A 16,417-nucleotide genomic window follows, 5' to 3' on the forward strand; every position below is an offset into this window, starting at 1 on the left:
TGGGGATCTCGCAGGGTCTAGTTCGGCACTGCAGCCTTCGTCGCAGGCTTGGCAGCGACGGCATTTGCCGTAACGCCGTGGAGGAAGTCGAACGCTGCGTGCAGGGCCTTGTCGTCCTTCTCTTCCGGCGGGACATAGGACTGCGATCCGGTCTGCTCGGTGCCGTCGGAAGCCGACAGATGGCCGCGCATCTGGGATTCCGCCATGGTGTCCATCCGGCCCTTCAGCTCGGGCGGCACGTCCTGGAGGATCTCGATGTCGGGCGCGATGCCCTGAGCCTGGATCGAGCGGCCCGACGGCGTGTAGTATCGCGCCGTGGTCAGCGCGAGCGCGCCATTGCCGGAGCCGAGCGGAATGATGGTCTGCACGGAGCCCTTGCCGAACGAGCGCGTGCCAATCAGCGTCGCCCGCTTGTGGTCGTGCAGCGCGCCGGCCACGATCTCCGAGGCCGAGGCCGATCCGCCATTGATCAGGACCACGAGCGGCTTGCCCTTGGTGAGATCGCCGCCATGTGCGGTGAAACGCTGAGTCTCGTCCGCATTGCGGCCGCGGGTCGAGACGACCTCGCCCCGCTGCAGGAAGGCGCTCGACACCGACACGGCCTGATCGAGCAGTCCACCCGGATTGTTGCGCAGATCCATCACGTAACCTGCGAGCTTCTCCGCCGGGACCTGCTTGGAGATCGACGCGATCGCCTTCTTCAGGCCGTCGGTGGTCTGCTCGTTGAAAGAGGTGACGCGGATATAGCCGATGTCGCCGTTCTCGACGTGGAAGCGCACCGGGCGCACATGGATGATTTCGCGCGTGATCGAAACGTCGAGCGGTGCGTCCGCGCCCTTGCGCACGATGGTGAGCTTGGTCTTGGTATCGACCGGGCCCTTCATCTTGTTGACGGCCTGCTCGAGCGTCATGCCCTGTACCGCCTCGCCGTCGATCTTGCTGATGAGGTCGCCTGACATGATGCCGGCCTTCGAGGCCGGCGTATCGTCGATCGGCGAGACCACCTTGACGAGGCCATCCTCCATGGTGACCTCGATGCCGAGCCCGCCGAACTCGCCGGAGGTGGTCTCCTGCATCTCGGTCCAGGCCTTGGCGTTCATGTAGCGCGAGTGCGGATCGAGCGAGGTCACCATGCCGGTGATCGCGCCCTCGATCAGCTTGGCGTTGTCGGGCTTCTCGACATAGCTGGCCTTGACCCGCTCGAACACCGCGCCGAACAAATTGAGCTGGGAATAGGCATCGTCCGCGGTCGCTGCTGCCCGCGCCGCCCATACTCCGCTGTGCGGGCCGGCTACCAGAAGAGTCAGACACGCTCCGGTGAGCGCGCCGAGGGGGAACAGCAGGGTTTTCCGCATGGATCACGTAGCCTTTTGCTTGGCGGTTCTCTTCGGGTTGGGAGCGCCATGCACAGCAAATGGCGATCCAGCCCACTTCTCACAATACCATTCCGGTTTCTTCAAGGCCGGGATACCACGCTGGCGGGTATACGAAGAAATCCCTTCGCCTTGGCCTAAACTTTTGGCAACGTTCCGAGTGTTTCGCGCGAAGCGGAAACCGGTCGGGCCGCCCACGCCTCGCAGCTATGCGATTTTAGGATGGTTTTGCAGAGCCGGACGCGATAGGCGATGGCAATAAGACTTCAAATTCTCGGGAGGACAACAATGAACGAAGCGCCCCGCATCCGGCCTGAAAGGAACGTCGAACTCGGCGCCAGCAACGAGCTGTTCCAGAACCTGCACGAGTTCATCCGGAAAGCGCGCGCCAACCTGAACCAGAACGCCTGGGACTACATCGTCGGCGCGGCCGAGACCGAGACCACAATGCGCCGCAACCGCATGGCGCTGGACGAGATCGCCTTCCGCCCGCGCGTGCTGCGCGATGTCCGCAAGGTCGACGGAGGGGTCGATCAATTCGGCCGCAGGATGCGCCTGCCGGTGGTGCTCGCCCCGGTCGGCGCCCTCGAGATCTTCGATCCGGATGGCGCGTCAAGCGTGGCACGCGCCGCCGGCACTTTCGGTGCGGCGCACATGCTGAGCTCGGTATCCGAGCCAGGACTCGAGAAGACCGCCGAAGCCGCGCCCGACGCGCTGCGCCTCTATCAGCTTTATGTCCGCGGCGACGATGCCTTCGTCGCCGATGTCGTCAGCCGGGCCGAGAAGAACGCCTATGCCGCCTTCTGCCTGACCGTCGACACCGCCCATTACAGCCGTCGTGAACGCGACATCGCCAAGCGCTACGTTCGCGAGAGTCGTCTGCGCGCCACCGGCGGCGATTTCCAGAAGGGCCTGGAATGGCGGACCGTGAAGATGATCAAGGACAAGTTCAAAATACCGCTGATCCTCAAGGGCATTGCCACGGCAGAAGACGCGCTGATCGCGCTCGATCACGGCGTCGAGTGGATCTACGTCTCCAACCATGGCGGCCGCCAGCTCGACCACGGCCGCGGCGCCATGCATGTGCTGCCCGAGATCGTCGATGCCGTGAAGGGCCGCGCCAAGATCATGGTCGACGGCGGCTTCGGCCGCGGCACCGACATCGTCAAGGCGATCGCGGCGGGCGCGGACCTCGTCGGCATCGGCCGGCTGCAATGCTGGGCGCTGGCGGCAGCGGGCGAAGCCGGTGTCACCCGGATGCTGGAACTGCTCGAGGACGAGGTGCTGCGCTGCCTTGGCCTCCTGGGCGCCACCTCATTCGCCGAGATCGACAAATCCTGCCTGCATCCGGCAACCGCCACCAACGCCCCCAGCGTGTTCAGCGCGTTCCCGCTGTTCGATCATGAGCCTTATCGTTACTGACTTGCCATACTGAAGTGAAAAGGACGCAATGACATCGCTCTCTCCCGGCAGCGCGGATGCGCTGCTGTTCGATCTCGGGCGCGTCGTGCTCGACATCGACTTCTCCAAGGCGATCGCCTGCTGGGCGGGACATGCCGGCTGCGAGCCCGAGGCGATCGTCGCGCGCTATGTGCGTGACGAGGCCTACCGCCTGCACGAGATGGGCAAGATCAGCGACGAGGATTATTTCGGCTCGCTGCGCGCGTCGCTCGGAATCGGCATCTCGGATGCGCAGTTCCTGGAAGGCTGGAACGCGATCTTCGCAGGCGAGATGCCCGACATCGCCGAGCTGTTGCCGCGCGCGGCGAAGCAGATGCCGCTCTATGCCTTCTCCAACACCAATCGGCCGCACGTTGACTATTTTTCGAAGGAATATGCCGGCCTGCTCGGCCATTTCCGCGAGCTGTATCTGTCGTCCAGCATCGGCCTGCGCAAACCGGACGCGGAGGCGTTCGACCACGTCGTCGCCGCGATCGGCGTGCCGGCCGGTCGTATCGTGTTCTTCGACGACCTCGCGGAGAACATCGAGGGCGCGCGGGCGCGAGGTTTGAACGCCGTGCACGTGACGTCGCCCGGCGACGTCGGGAACGCATTGAGGGCGCTTGGGATCTGACGCCAACCGGGGTGCCGCGAGATGTCTGCAGCGCCCCTTGGTTTCCGGAACTCAATTGCAGGAGATGAGGAACCCAACGCCTCTGTGCATTTTTGTACGGAGTTCCGGGAACGGAATACCACCCTTCGGACTCATGAGTCGGTTGGGATTTCTACATCGGACGGATCGACGTGCTGGGCAAAACCTATCTCACCAAGCAGGCCTCTCTCCTGCTTGAATTCGCCAGAACCACCTCGGATTCTGATCTTTCCGCCAAGCTGATCAGCAAGGCGGCCGACCTGAAGTCCCAGGCCGATCCGCTGCCCGACAAGGATCAGGATCCTAGAGCTCCCGACGTGGCATCGGACGTCGGTCCGAGCGATCCGACAGGACGTTGACCGATGTTGGCCGTGGCGCTCGTCATTCTCGTCCTCGCCACGGCCATCCTCGTGCCGGTCTGTCTCGCCTTCCGGATCATGCCCCGGCGGATTTGAGTCACCTCAGACGTCCGAGTGCTCGCGTTCCTGCGCGGGATGCTGGATTGTGAGAATGACGATTTCGCCAGCTTCTTCGTCCAGCCGGTAATAAGCCAGATAAGGGTACCGCCGCGTCACCAGCTTGCGTACGCCCTCGACCTTCTGTGGTCTCCCAAGCCGCGGAAAGCGAACGAGATTTTGAAGCGATTCAAGGATCGCAGCACGCACGCGTAACGCGCCTCGCGGGCTGCGCTCTCTGACATAGTCGGCAATGCTAATCAGATCTTGGGCTGCGCGTGGTGTGAATCTGAGCTTCATCCCTCGAAGCGGCGAAACGCGGCTTCGACCTCGGTATCAGACGCAAACTGCCGGAGGTTCGCTTGTGCGAGCCCCTCAAGGACCGCCGGAAGATGGCTGGGATCGATTTCCTCGGGCTCCCCTGCGTTGCCGGTCAGAGCCAACATCGCGCGCGCGATCTCATCCTGGCTATCCGCAGGAAGCTGCCGCACGGCTTGGAGCGCCTTTTCGAGCAATTTTGTCATCAGTATAAGTTAAGCCGACCTTGCGCCGAAAGGAAGTGCGTCTTCGACTGAGCGCCGCCTTTTGCGTCAGCTCCTCCGCTCGGCTAGAACCATGCCGACCCAGTCCCGATTTGTTGCGGAGTTCGCCCGTGGCCCTCATGCCGGTTTCTGACGCGCTTGCCGCGGTGCTGGCGGATGCAGAGCCGCTGCCTGAAGAGATGGTCTCCCTCAATGAGGCCTACCATCGCGTGCTCGCGCACGATGTCGCGGCGCGGCGCACGCAGCCACCGCAGGCGATGTCGGCGATGGACGGCTATGCCGTGCGCGCGGCCGACGCGGCAACGATCGATTCCCGGCTGACGGTCGTCGGTGAGGTCGCGGCGGGTCGTCCGTTCGCGGGAAGGGTCGGCCCCGGCGAAGCCGTGCGGATCTTCACCGGCGGCGTCGTTCCCGACGGCGCCGATGCGGTCGTGATCCAGGAGGACACTGTCGCGGAAGGCAAGCTCGTCACGATCAAGGAAGCCGCGATTCCCGGTCGGCACATTCGCCCCGCCGGCGTCGACTTCCGCGAGGGAGACGTGCTGCTCCGCGAGGGAAGCCGTCTCACCGAGCGCGATCTCGCGCTGGCTGCGGGAATGAATCACGCGCATCTCGCCGTCCGCCGCCGTCCGAGGGTTGCGATCCTCGCCACCGGCGACGAGCTGGTGATGCCCGGCACTACGCCCGGACACGGCCAGATCGTCTATTCCAATGGCTATGCCCTGCACGCGCTCGCCCGCAGCGAGGGCGCCGAGACCATCGACCTCGGCGTCGCCGCCGATACGCTGGAGGCCACTTCCGCCGGCATCCGTCGCGCCCGGGAGAGCGGCGCCGACATCCTGATCACGACCGGTGGTGCCTCGGTCGGCGACCACGATCTGGTCCAGCAGGCGCTCAAGGACGAAGGCATCTCGATGGCGTTCTGGAAGATCGCGATTCGGCCCGGCAAGCCGATGATGCACGGACGGCTCGGCGCAATGCGCGTGATCGGCCTGCCCGGCAATCCCGTGTCGTCCTACGTGTGCGCCTTCCTGTTCATGGTGCCGTTGATTCGCGCCCTGTCGGGCCGTTCAGTGATCCATCATCGCCGCGAGCGCGCCGTGCTGGGCCGCGATCTCGGTGCCAATGACCAGCGCGAGGATTATCTGCGTGCGCGCCTGGAACAGCGCGACGACGGCACGCTCGTCGCTCTTCCCGTCAGCCATCAGGACTCCTCTCTGCTTGCGAATCTCGCTGCGGCAGAGGTACTTCTCGTGCGCGCACCGTTCGCGCCGAGGGCCGAGGCCGGCACGCCTTGCGAGGTGCTGCGCCTGCCCGCCTGAGCTGCATGGCCACACGCATCGCGCGAGCTTTGCTCTGTTCACCGTAAATTAAGCAGTTGCGGAACACATATCGAACATATAGTGTCCGTTCATGATTTGTTTCGAGGATGTAGCGGCTTATCGCTGACTTCCTCGTCTCGGACTTGAACGACATCAACCGGGGGACTTTGGTCGAGATGTTGACGCGCAAACAATACGAGCTTCTGCGATTCATCAGCGAACGTCTGAAGGAAAGCGGCGTGCCGCCGTCCTTCGACGAGATGAAGGATGCGCTCGACCTGCGCTCGAAGTCGGGCATCCATCGCCTGATCACTGCGCTCGAGGAGCGCGGCTTCATCCGCCGCCTGCCCAACCGCGCCCGCGCCATCGAGGTGATCAAGCTGCCCGAGCTGCAGGCCGCCGCCGGCAGTCGCCGCGGCTTCACGCCGAGCGTCATCGAGGGCAATCTCGGCAAGGTGCGCGCGACCTCCAGCCCGCCTGTGGACGAGGGCGAGCGTCCCGTCGCCGTGCCCGTGATGGGCCGCATCGCGGCCGGCACGCCGATCGAGGCGTTGCAGACGCGCAGCCACACCATCAGCGTGCCGCCCGACATGCTCGGCTCGGGCGAGCACTACGCGCTCGAAGTGCGCGGCGATTCGATGGTCGAGGCCGGCATCCTTGATGGCGACATGGCGCTGATCCAGCGCAACGAGAGCGCCGATACCGGCGACATCGTGGTGGCGCTGATCGACGACGAGGAGGCCACGCTCAAGCGCTTCCGCCGCCGCGGGGCCTCGATCGCGCTCGAGCCCGCCAACGCCGCCTACGAGGTCCGCATTCTTCCGCCGAACCGCGTGAAGATTCAGGGCAAGCTGATCGGGCTTTACCGCAAGTACTGAGCGGTCGTTCGATATCGATTGGAGCGGATGGCTGTCCGCTCCGGCTGGATGGTTTTTCCGGTTCTGCTCAGATTGTCCGGCCCCCTCTTTCGGCGCCACAACCTCGATACGACGCATCATCGCTTCGCGGCCTGAGAGTGCGAGGACACGTGATGCGCCAGACTTATCATGGACGATGTTACGGCGCCGATCGCAGCATCGGCGATGTAAGCCGTCGCCATACAATCGCACCGCCATTCGGCAAAAGCGAGCGGCAATACCCAGGCTGGTCGGCGCCCACGAGGCGCTGACACGCGCCTTCCGAATACACAGGCGTCGGTTTTGTTCCTATCGAATCCGGGAAAGATAATGTGATCGCGGCATGCGGCGCCCAGCCGCAGATTTGCCTACAACGAAGCAGAACGTTGCGTGCTTCCACCCTGATAGAGGCCTGCGCCTCCAAAAGAGGTGCGGGTTGCTATCTTCGCATGAGGAGCACCCAATGTGTGACTACAGCCTGCATGCTGTCGCGACGCGCCCCGCCGAAGTCGGCGAGACGATCGTCACGACAACCTTCCGTGGCACGTCGACGCGCGGCTTCGCCTCCGAAGCCGACCTCTCCGTCGCGGTCTGCTTGCTGCCGGGAACGGAGCTCGCTTTCGCCGACAACGTCCGTTACGACAATCGCTGGATCTGGACGCGCACCGTGAACTCCCGCGTCGGCAAGTTCGGCAAGATCGACCCGCACATTCCCGATCGCCATCATGACGCGATCGAATTCCCCGACGGCAAATACGTGCTGGTGACACAGCTCGTCGAAGGCCAGCGCGCGACCGTGCTGCAGCTGCCGGTGACCCAGCCGGTTGGCGAACGCGAGCACAAGCCGCAGATCGTCGCCGACACGCGGTCCACGATCACGCGCCTGCCGATCGGCTGACGTCGTCGCCCCCGGCCGATGGTCGTGGGCCAGGAATGAAATGCCATCGCCGGCCGAGGCCGGCGAGATGGTATGGTTTGCGTCCTGCGAGATCCCGTCCGACCGACCTCCCCCGCATCGCTCCTCAATCGTCCGCCTGCAAGTCCATCTCCGATGGCGTTGCGTCCCGGTTGCGGGGCACGGCCGTCTTCGGCGCAAGGCTGCCGTCGAAATCCCCCTCGCCGGCGCCGGCCGGCAGCCAGGGGCGGCTTGTGCCTCTCGCCCTCACCGCCCGAACCGAGAAGCCGTCACCACTCTGCGTCAGAGCCAGCGCACCCTGACTGGCGAGCCGCGGCCTGTCGACCACCATCGCCGCGCAATCGGGCGGCGTGGGCCGCGCGGTCACCACCAGCGCGGCGCGGCTGCAATCATCAGCCAGAGCGTCGATGCGCAACGCCAACGCGACAAGCCGTCCGTCCGCGAGCGGCGTCACGCAGCCGGACTCGTCACACGACACACCGTCGGCCAACGAGGCGCTGCCGGCATCGCGCGGATCGGCATCGGCGGCCAACCACTCCCTCAGCAGGAAGCCATCCTTGCTGGCGCGGATCACATGCAGCCGCCCGTCCCGGCCCCGCACGGCGACGCTCGCGCCATCCCCGGCAATCAGGATGTCGGGCTGCCGCACCGACATCGCCCAGAGGATCGCGGCAAGCAGCACCACGGCACCGGACCAGCGCAGGGGCGTGCGCAGCAGCCCCATCACGATGATCCCGAGGCTCGCCGCGATCAGCGGCGCGATCCCGAACGCGGAAATGCGGCCGACTGCGCCCGGCAGTGCCGCCACCCAGCGCGAGACCGCAACCATCCACTCGATCCCGATCCCCATCAGCCACCAGAACGCGCCGTCGAGCCCGAAAGGCGCGGCGAGCAATCCCAGCAACCCCGCCGGCATCACCAGCGCCGAGACCACCGGCATCGCGCCGAGATTGGCGAGCACGCCGTATGGCGTCACGCGGTGGAAGTGGAAGGCGGCATAGGGCGTGGTCGCAAGCCCGGCGATCAACGAGGCCAGGAACAGCATCGCGATCTCGCGGCCGCCCCACAGCGCGATCCGCGCCGTTGCGGAATGATCGGGCGATGCCAGCAGGTTCGGCATGCCGATCTGCACCAGCGCCACCAGCCCGAGGGTTGCCGCAAAGGACATCTGGAAACTCGGATGAACCAGCGCCTCGGGCGCGACGGCGAGCACGATCAGCGCGGCCACCGCCAGCGTCCGGAACGTGATGGCGCGGCGATCGACCATCACGGCGATCAACACCACCGCCGTCATGAAGAACGATCTCTGCGTCGCGACCTCGGCGCCGGACAGCAGCAGGTAGAACGCAGCCGCCACCATCGCCGCGGCCGCCGACCATTTCTTGATGGCGAAGCCGGCCGCCAGCCCCGGAATCAGCGCCAGCAGCGCGCGAACCGCGAAGAAGACGACGCCGGCGACGACCGCCATGTGATAGCCGGAGATCGACAGCACATGGCCGAGCCCCGAGACGAACATCGCGTCGTTCACGGGCGCGGTGATCGCATCGCGCCGCCCGGTGAGTAGCGCGGTCGCGATCGCGCGATTGTCGCCTTCGAGCGTCGCACGGATGCGGGCATCGATCGCATCGCGCAGGCCCTGCATGAAAGCCGCGTAGCGCAGCCGCAAGCCGACGGCATCCGGCGGCGGCGCGGCCGTGATGGCGCCCATCACGAAGCCGGAGGCGCCGATGCCCTGGAAGAACATGTCGCGCGAGAAATCGTAGCTGCCGGGGCGCACGGGCGAGATCGGCGGCAGCAGCCGCGCCTTCAATTGCACGAAGCTGCCGACCTCGGGCGCAGTGCCCTTGCGCACCGACAGGCGCACGCGCTCGAGCTTGACGTCGCTGCGCTGCGCCTCCATCGCGCTGACGCGCAGCACGAAACGATCGGTGCGCTCGCGGATGTCGCGCGCCTCCACGAAGCCCGACAGCGACACCGAATAGAGCGGCTTGGCCAGCACGGTGTGGGCGATGCGCGCCGTCTTCCAGGTCGCGACGGCAAAACCGGCCGCGACCGCCGCGATCATGATCGCCAGGGCAAACAGCCGGCTCCGTCGCAGCAGGACCGCGCCAAGCGCGAGCATGACCGCGGTCACGGCAACGACCCACAGCACCGGCTCATGATCGGCGGCGAAGTACAGCGCGATGCCGCCACCAAAGGCGACTGGCACCCAGGGCAACAACCTCCCGGGGCCGGCCTCGGCGCGGGCCCATTCGCGCAGCGTTCCGACGATTGCCGGCCAGATGCCAAGGCCCGCCGGCGCAAAGCCGCCAGCCGGTGCGGCGCGGCCGACCGGCCACGTCCCCGCAACTCCCTGGGAGCGCACTGGCCGGCCAGCCTCCGCCATTCCCCTGCACCTTACGATACGCGACGGGTGCGGAGGCTACCGGAACGCGCGACCGGGCGAATGGGGATTATAACCTTGACAAAGCAGTACTTATTGGTAGAGTGAAGCCCATAGGAGCTGCCTGCCATGTCGAACCTCCAGAACCCGATCTTCACCGATGAGACCAAGGCCCGCGAATGGCTTGAGGCTCGGGTTTGGCCGAACGGCCCGGTTTGCCCTCACTGCGGCAATGTCGATCAGGACAAGATCAAGGCACTTCAGGGCAAGGCTCACCGTCCGGGTCTGTACCAGTGTGCGGCCTGCCGCGAGCAATTCACCGTGACCGTCAAGACCGTCTTCGAGCGCTCCAAAATCCCGCTCTCGAAGTGGCTTGCTGCGCTGTTCCTCCTGACTGCATCCAAGAAGGGCATTAGCGCCCATCAGATGCACCGCATGCTGGGCGTCAGCTACAAATCCACTTGGTTCATGATGCATCGCCTGCGTGAGGCGCTGCGCACTGGCGGCCTGCTCCCCCCGATGGGAAGCGGCGGCAAGGCCGTTGAAGTTGACGAGACTTTCTTCGGTCGTCTTGAAGGCCAGAAGAAGGGCAAAGCCGCATGGGCTCACAAGAATGTTGTCATGACGCTTGTGGAGCGCGGCGGCTCGGCCCGCAGCTTCCACGTTGACGGCGTCCGCACTGGCGATCTGCTGCCGATCATCCGCGAGAACCTGAGCCGCGAGGCCCAGCTCATGACGGACGAAGCCGCTTCCTACAAGATCATTGCCGATATCGAAGGTCTGGACCATTCCAGCGTCAAGCATAGCAAGGACGAATATGTCCGCCGTGAAGGCGATAAGGTGATCTCGACCAACACGGTCGAGGGCTACTACAGCATCTTCAAGCGCGGCATGAAGGGGGTCTATCAGCACTGCGGCGAGAAGCACCTGCACCGCTATCTGGCTGAATTCGATTTCCGTTACAGCAACCGTGTTGCGCTCGGCGTTGACGATTTACACCCGCGCTGAAATCGCGGCGAAGGGCATCGTTGGCAAGCGTCTGACCTATCGACGGCCTAACGGCAAAAAAGACGCCCCGAAAAATTAAGATGCTTGCGAGGCGCTTCGCTCGTTTGAAGGCAAAGAAAAAATGAGGCGCCCGACAGGGGCGCCTCACGAAGTTTATGATGACGACGTCGGCGCCGACGGCGGCTTGTACGTCGATGGATCTACCGGAGGCACTCCCGCGTGCCTCTTGCCATTCACGGCGCGGGACACGCTGCCTTGGTTAAGTTCCAAGAAGATTGCAGTTTTGGTTTGGCTCCAGCCATTCACCTCAACGAGATATTTGGCAAACGAAGCTTTTAGGGCAGTCAACGGGTATTGGACGCGCATGATAGGTCTCCCTAGTGGCGCATTGCTGGGAGACCTCAGTTGAAAATGGCGCCAGAGTCGCTATCTTTGCAGTGTGAGCCGCGCTCTAGCGTCACCTCAACCGAGGTCCGTTTCGGTCTGCGGTCTGGCCGGGCAAGTGTTGAAGCCACTTGACCCGGCCTATTACTGTCCCGATCTCGACCGCGATTGGACCGGGTAATTCCATCCTCCCCCTAGTGCGGCTGATCCAGCGTCCATCCGGCGCGACCATGCGCGACGAAGTCGCCCGATCCGGAAAGAAGCGCGCTGAGATTGTTGAGCGGGTCGGAGCCTCCGAGGCGGATGCCCCTTGCCTCCAGATGTGCATCAATCTCTGTGATCCTGGTTGGCTCCGTCTTGCCCCGCAGAAGCATGCGCGCCTCTTGTAGGGCTAGCTCCCGCTCCGGCGACCGCCGGCGGCCGGAGCGTTGCGCAGGGATACCCTCGGACGCGAGGGTGTATGGATCAATATGTTCGGGTTCGGGAAGAGCGACAGACGGAAGGGCCAAATAGCCCTCGCGGAGCTTCCTGAGTTGTTTCAGGCGCACGAAACGTGGGTCGAGTTCCAGCTCGGCTTCGAGCTGGTGAATCTCACTATCAAGGGGCGTGGTCGCAGTCATGGTGGCCCTCGCAGGTTCCTCTACTCACTCATAGTATGGCGGGAAGCCAGCGCTTCAAGGAGCCAGCCAGCAATTAATTCGTGGGAAAATGGCACTAAAGTTGTTGACTATGGGTCCCGCCGCGATCTCGCTGTGGACAGCGAATCAGTCCTTTTTTGTTCCTATCCGTGGCTTTACGGGTTTCGACTTTTCCGGCTCTCGTTGCCGGTGCTGCGGCGGGCTCTTACCGACCACCTCAGCAGCGCGCTCGAAGCGCTCCCATGCGTCGGGATGCAATTCAATTTCGACTGGCTTGTCTGTCTTCTTCTTCAATGCAGCAATCCTTGTGCACCGACAGCCTCACGCTCAATGCGCTGAATCGAGGCGACTTCATCACCTCGCCAAAAGGTTATCGCGGAGAGCCTATTTGAAGCCCTCTTCTGCATGTCGCGAGAAATGGAGTTCTCAGTCTCCAACAGCGCAATAACAGATAGAGCTTGCCTTGCTTCGTAAATGGCCGCCATCTGCAAAATGATGGCCTCATACACTCTAGGTGCCGATTGCGCAAAAAATACAGCGACTGGATCGCGCTTGTCAGTCCTGATGATTAGATCTGGCGCAATCTCGGTTAGCTGAGGACTAACCAATACGTTCTCAGAAATTCGCGCACGATCTCCCAGTGCAGCCTTGATGCGGCTAGCTGCATCTTCCTTGAAGGTGCTTTCAACATGCTCTTCTCGTAAGAGCAGGAAATCCGCCAGCCTCAGCATCAAGGCCACAAATCGAAGTGCCGCCCCAGGCACGTCCTCTTGGCGCATGGCGGGTGTATGCACGATGGATTCCGACTCATCGAAATCAGCCCCATGTTCCTTCAATAGAGCATGGAAGGCTTTCATGCGCGTCTGTGTAGTGAAATCTACGCCGCAAGCTTCTAGGTAGGGAATCGTTTCGCCATCGTCCTCGATGCGCACCAACCCCGGCAACGTCGAATCCTTGACGATGTAAAAAGATACGGCATCTCCGTCGCTGCGACGAAATGCAGTGCTAACCGCTAGTCCAGCGGGCACTTCCTTAACCGAAATCTCGTTGCAGAAGGCCCTGCATATCTCTTCCTTGTTCATAGCAGGGAACCTTTTTGGTCTATTTTGTAGCGCCTCAACGCGAATCGTAGGGCCTCGACTTCGTCTCCTATCGTAAACTTCGCGAACTTGGGCTGTCTGTGCAACTTCTTGGCACTCGGGATGCGCTTGACCCACGGCCCTCTCATGAAACTGTTCGATAGCGATTCGGAATCGTCGTGCGTGGCGTGACAATGCCAGCCCGGCTCGCTCGCGTGATATTCATAAGAGCATAGGACGCGCATAATCCCGCGCGAGCCCATCACACCAAGTATTGCTTCGTATTTCTGTTTGCCAGCGTTGAAAACCACCAGCACTCGACATTCCGCCCCAAGCGCTTGGAACGTGATGACATTCCACTTGAAGGCAGAGCCAAGGTTGTAAGCGTTCTTAAACAGCGGGAAATCCGACTTCGGAACTTTCCCGGAGCGCCACTTTCCGATTTCAATCTCGGATTTTGGGGCGCGAATAATCTCCTTCAGGCGCAATTGAAACTCCCCCGCGTAACAATGCGAGGGAGCATACCACAGGTAGGTTAGCGCCGACTTGATTGCGTCGGACAGCGTAAATTCGGGCGCGCCAGCCGGGACCAAATCAGTCCCGACAGGCGGAATTACCACATCGCGGGGATGCTTTGTCAAGGTTATAATCCCCGGGCGAATAGCGGTACAGATCGGGAACAGGCGGCGTAGCGCGCTACTTTTCCTCTTCCATCGTCACCGCGACCGAGGCGTTGGCCGACAGCCGGACCTTGTTGCCTTCGACGTCGGCAACGAGGCCCTTGTCGATGAAATGATGGTGCCCCTTGTGGCTGCCCTCGCCGCTGTCCTTCTTGGTCAGCTTGATGCGGTTGCCCTCGACGCGATCGACGGTGCCGATGTGGACGCCGTCGGCGCCGATGACTTCCATATGCTCTGCGATGTTCTGCATGGCGGGATCCTTGGTTGGAGCCACCTCAACGCGCGGAGAGAGCTTCGGTTCGTATCCTTCCGTCATTCCGGGGCGCGCCACTTGGCGCGAGCCCGGAATCCATATTCACGCTGGTGGTTATGGATTCCGGGCTCGCGACTTTGTCGCGCCCCGGAATGACGAAACCGGTTGGTTAAGCGCGATCGCTAGATCAGCGGCGCCTGCGACGAGGCATGATGATTGACGATCTTCCACTCGCCGTCCTCGCGGATGAGGACCCAGCTCATCTTGACGACGAGAGCGGGGCGCTCGCCGGCAAGATCGAACGCGATGGTCGCGGCCATGTTGATCAGATCGGGGCCGGCCTGCGCCGCCTGCACGTCGGAAAAGGCCGCGCTCGGCTTGCGCCATCGCGGCAACCCATCGAAATAGTCAGCGACGCCGCCCCTGCCCCGATAGAGTTTCGGGTTGGAGCCGAAGAAGAACGCGTTCTTCGCGTATAGCGACGACAGCGCCACGGCGTCGAGCTTGGCAAAGCCTGCGCACCATTTCGCGATGACAGCGGAAACGATGGCGTCGGCTTCGCTGCTCATGGGCGCATCAACCTTTCGCGACTTCCTTCGCGAACGTGTCGCGCAGGCCTATGGTGCGCGAGAACACCGGCTTGCCGGGGGTCGAGTCCTTGTCGCGCACGAAGTAGCCCTGGCGCTCGAACTGCATCGGCGCGGTCGAATTGCTGTCCGCGACGGAAGCCTCGACCCGCGCATCGGCGAGGATCTCCAGCGAATTCGGATTGAGGTCGGCCGCGAAGTTCGAAGCATCCGGGCTCGGATTTGCGAATAGCTGGTTGTAGATGCGGATCTCCGCCGGCTTCGAGGCAGCCGCCGGAAGCCAATGCATGGTCGCCTTGACCTTGCGGCCGTCGGGAGCGTTGCCGCCCCTGGTCGCGGGATCGTAGGTGCAGCGCAGCTCTACCACTTCACCCACGTCGTTCTTGATCACGCCGGTGCACTTGACGAAATAGGCATAGCGCAGCCGCACCTCGTTGCCGGGGGACAGGCGGAAGAACTTCTTCGGCGGGTTCTCCATGAAGTCGTCCTGCTCGATGTAGAGCTCGCGGCCGAACGTGATTTTCCGCGTGCCTGCCGATGGATCATCCGGGTGATTGATCGCCTCGAGCTCCTCGGTCTGCCCTTCCGGATAGTTCTCGATCACGACCTTCAGCGGCTTCAGCACCGCCATGCGCCGCTGCGCCGTGCGGTTCAGCTCCTCGCGGATGCAGAATTCGAGCATGCCGACATCGACCACGCTGTTGGCTTTCGCAACGCCGATGCGCTTGACGAATTCGCGCAAGGCCGCCGGCGGCACGCCGCGGCGGCGCATGCCCGCCATTGTCGGCATGCGCGGATCGTCCCAGCCCGCGACATGGCCGTCGCGGACGAGCTGGGTCAGCACGCGCTTGGACAGCAGCGTGTAGGTCAGGTTCAGCCGCGCGAATTCGTACTGGTGCGGCTTGGACGGCACCGGCAGCTTCTCGATGAACCAGTCGTAGAGCGGCCGGTGGTCCTCGAACTCCAGCGTGCAGATCGAATGCGTGATGCCCTCGATCGCGTCCGACTGGCCATGCGCATAGTCGTAGCTCGGATAGATGTTCCACTTGGTGCCGGTGCGCGGATGGTGCGCGTGCAGGATGCGGTACAGCACGGGATCGCGCAGGTTGATGTTGCCCGCGGCCATGTCGATCCTGGCCCGCAGCACGCGCGCGCCGTTGGGGAATTCGCCTGATTTCATGCGGCGAAACAGGTCGAGGTTCTCCTCCACGCTGCGGTCGCGGAACGGCGAGTTCTTGCCGGGCTCGGTCAGCGTGCCACGCGAGAGGCGGATCTCCTCCTGGGTCTGGTCGTCGACATAGGCGAGCCCGTCGCGGATCAGCTGCTCCGCCCATTCGTACAGGCGGTCGAAATAGTCCGAGGCGAAGAAAACGTTCTGGCCCCAGTCGAAACCGAGCCAGCGCACGTCGGCCTGGATGGAATCGATATATTCCTGCTCTTCCTTGACCGGGTTGGTATCGTCGAAGCGCAGATGGCAGCGGCCCGGAAACTCCTGGGCGATGCCGAAGTTGAGCGCAATCGACTTGGCGTGGCCGATGTGCAAATAGCCGTTCGGCTCCGGCGGGAACCGGGTCACGATCTCCTTGTATTTGCCCTGATCGAGGTCGGCCTGGACGATGTCACGAATGAAATCGCGCCCAACCTCAGTCGCCACCGGTTCTGTCATCACGAAAATCCTGTAGGGAAATCAGCGGCCCTTCTGCCAAATTCGCGTGGCTGAGCCAAGGCCTAGCATGTCCGCCGCCGGGCTTTAGTTATGCTCCGGTCCTGCTATACACCACCGCCTCCCATGCATAGGCCCTGCCAAGA

Annotated in this window: 17 protein-coding genes and 1 pseudogene; 7 read left to right on the forward strand and 11 right to left on the reverse strand. The window is 63.3% G+C overall.

Annotation, left to right across the window (positions count from 1 at the left end):
- Window positions 1–17: 17 nt before the first annotated feature.
- On the reverse strand, window positions 18–1,355 hold the full coding sequence (locus H1B27_RS13840; protein ID WP_197966420.1) for a S41 family peptidase: 1,338 nt from the start codon (window positions 1,353–1,355) through the stop codon (window positions 18–20).
- 306 nt (window positions 1,356–1,661) lie between these two features.
- Between H1B27_RS13840 and H1B27_RS13845 the strand changes: the two genes are divergently transcribed.
- From H1B27_RS13845 to H1B27_RS13855, 3 genes are all read left to right on the forward strand, one after another.
- Window positions 1,662–2,795: an alpha-hydroxy acid oxidase gene (locus H1B27_RS13845; protein WP_197966421.1), complete on the forward strand. Its 1,134-nt coding sequence runs from the start codon at window positions 1,662–1,664 to the stop codon at window positions 2,793–2,795.
- A gap of 28 nt (window positions 2,796–2,823) precedes the next feature.
- Complete coding sequence (locus H1B27_RS13850) at window positions 2,824–3,447, forward strand: HAD-IA family hydrolase (RefSeq protein ID WP_197966422.1); 624 nt, start codon at window positions 2,824–2,826, stop codon at window positions 3,445–3,447.
- A 170-nt stretch (window positions 3,448–3,617) separates the two neighbouring features.
- A complete protein-coding gene (locus H1B27_RS13855; RefSeq protein ID WP_061881435.1) occupies window positions 3,618–3,824 on the forward strand; it encodes a hypothetical protein in 207 nt (68 codons plus the stop codon).
- Window positions 3,825–3,926: 102 nt separating this feature from the next.
- On the opposite strand, the gene H1B27_RS13860 is transcribed toward H1B27_RS13855, so the two are convergent.
- Complete coding sequence (locus H1B27_RS13860; protein ID WP_082822124.1) at window positions 3,927–4,220, reverse strand: type II toxin-antitoxin system RelE/ParE family toxin; 294 nt, start codon at window positions 4,218–4,220, stop codon at window positions 3,927–3,929.
- Window positions 4,217–4,444 (reverse strand): hypothetical protein, encoded by a 228-nt coding sequence (locus H1B27_RS13865; RefSeq protein ID WP_061881437.1) that lies wholly within the window; start codon window positions 4,442–4,444, stop codon window positions 4,217–4,219. Before H1B27_RS13865 ends, H1B27_RS13860 begins: the two co-directional genes overlap by 4 nt.
- Before the next feature lie 128 nt (window positions 4,445–4,572).
- Here H1B27_RS13865 and H1B27_RS13870 point away from each other — a divergent pair, with 128 nt between their 5' ends.
- The 3 genes from H1B27_RS13870 (at window position 4,573) to H1B27_RS13880 (ending at window position 7,578) form a co-directional block, all read left to right on the forward strand.
- Complete coding sequence (locus tag H1B27_RS13870) at window positions 4,573–5,784, forward strand: molybdopterin molybdotransferase MoeA (protein ID WP_197966423.1); 1,212 nt, start codon at window positions 4,573–4,575, stop codon at window positions 5,782–5,784.
- Between the two features lie 176 nt (window positions 5,785–5,960).
- Window positions 5,961–6,662, forward strand: coding sequence for a transcriptional repressor LexA (gene lexA / locus H1B27_RS13875; RefSeq protein WP_028177622.1), 702 nt, complete (start codon window positions 5,961–5,963; stop codon window positions 6,660–6,662).
- A gap of 481 nt (window positions 6,663–7,143) precedes the next feature.
- On the forward strand, window positions 7,144–7,578 hold the full coding sequence (locus H1B27_RS13880) for a hypothetical protein (RefSeq protein ID WP_027574385.1): 435 nt from the start codon (window positions 7,144–7,146) through the stop codon (window positions 7,576–7,578).
- Window positions 7,579–7,702: 124 nt separating this feature from the next.
- Here H1B27_RS13880 and H1B27_RS13885 read toward each other — a convergent pair whose 3' ends face one another.
- A complete protein-coding gene (locus H1B27_RS13885) occupies window positions 7,703–9,982 on the reverse strand; it encodes a ComEC/Rec2 family competence protein (protein ID WP_197966424.1) in 2,280 nt (759 codons plus the stop codon).
- A gap of 126 nt (window positions 9,983–10,108) precedes the next feature.
- Here H1B27_RS13885 and H1B27_RS13890 point away from each other — a divergent pair.
- Window positions 10,109–11,066: pseudogene (locus tag H1B27_RS13890) on the forward strand (IS1595 family transposase).
- A 499-nt stretch (window positions 11,067–11,565) separates the two neighbouring features.
- Here the strand turns inward: H1B27_RS13890 and H1B27_RS13895 are convergent.
- From H1B27_RS13895 to H1B27_RS13925, 7 genes are all read right to left on the reverse strand, one after another.
- Window positions 11,566–11,991 (reverse strand): hypothetical protein, encoded by a 426-nt coding sequence (locus tag H1B27_RS13895; protein ID WP_197966425.1) that lies wholly within the window; start codon window positions 11,989–11,991, stop codon window positions 11,566–11,568.
- A 144-nt stretch (window positions 11,992–12,135) separates the two neighbouring features.
- Window positions 12,136–12,303: a hypothetical protein gene (locus H1B27_RS13900; RefSeq protein ID WP_197966426.1), complete on the reverse strand. Its 168-nt coding sequence runs from the start codon at window positions 12,301–12,303 to the stop codon at window positions 12,136–12,138.
- Window positions 12,300–13,091, reverse strand: a complete 792-nt coding sequence (locus H1B27_RS13905) for a DUF1828 domain-containing protein (protein ID WP_197966427.1) — start codon at window positions 13,089–13,091, stop codon at window positions 12,300–12,302. Before H1B27_RS13905 ends, H1B27_RS13900 begins: the two co-directional genes overlap by 4 nt.
- Complete coding sequence (locus tag H1B27_RS13910) at window positions 13,088–13,729, reverse strand: hypothetical protein (protein ID WP_197966428.1); 642 nt, start codon at window positions 13,727–13,729, stop codon at window positions 13,088–13,090. The genes H1B27_RS13905 and H1B27_RS13910 overlap by 4 nt, the downstream gene beginning before the upstream one ends.
- A 55-nt stretch (window positions 13,730–13,784) precedes the next feature.
- Window positions 13,785–14,018 (reverse strand): DUF2171 domain-containing protein, encoded by a 234-nt coding sequence (locus H1B27_RS13915; protein ID WP_197966429.1) that lies wholly within the window; start codon window positions 14,016–14,018, stop codon window positions 13,785–13,787.
- 185 nt (window positions 14,019–14,203) lie between these two features.
- Window positions 14,204–14,590 (reverse strand): YybH family protein, encoded by a 387-nt coding sequence (locus tag H1B27_RS13920; protein ID WP_197966430.1) that lies wholly within the window; start codon window positions 14,588–14,590, stop codon window positions 14,204–14,206.
- A gap of 7 nt (window positions 14,591–14,597) precedes the next feature.
- A complete protein-coding gene (locus H1B27_RS13925; RefSeq protein ID WP_197966431.1) occupies window positions 14,598–16,274 on the reverse strand; it encodes a glutamine--tRNA ligase/YqeY domain fusion protein in 1,677 nt (558 codons plus the stop codon).
- Window positions 16,275–16,417 lie beyond the last annotated feature (143 nt).

It is taken from the genome of Bradyrhizobium diversitatis, assembly GCF_016031635.1.
Classification (GTDB): Bacteria; Pseudomonadota; Alphaproteobacteria; order Rhizobiales; family Xanthobacteraceae; genus Bradyrhizobium; species Bradyrhizobium diversitatis.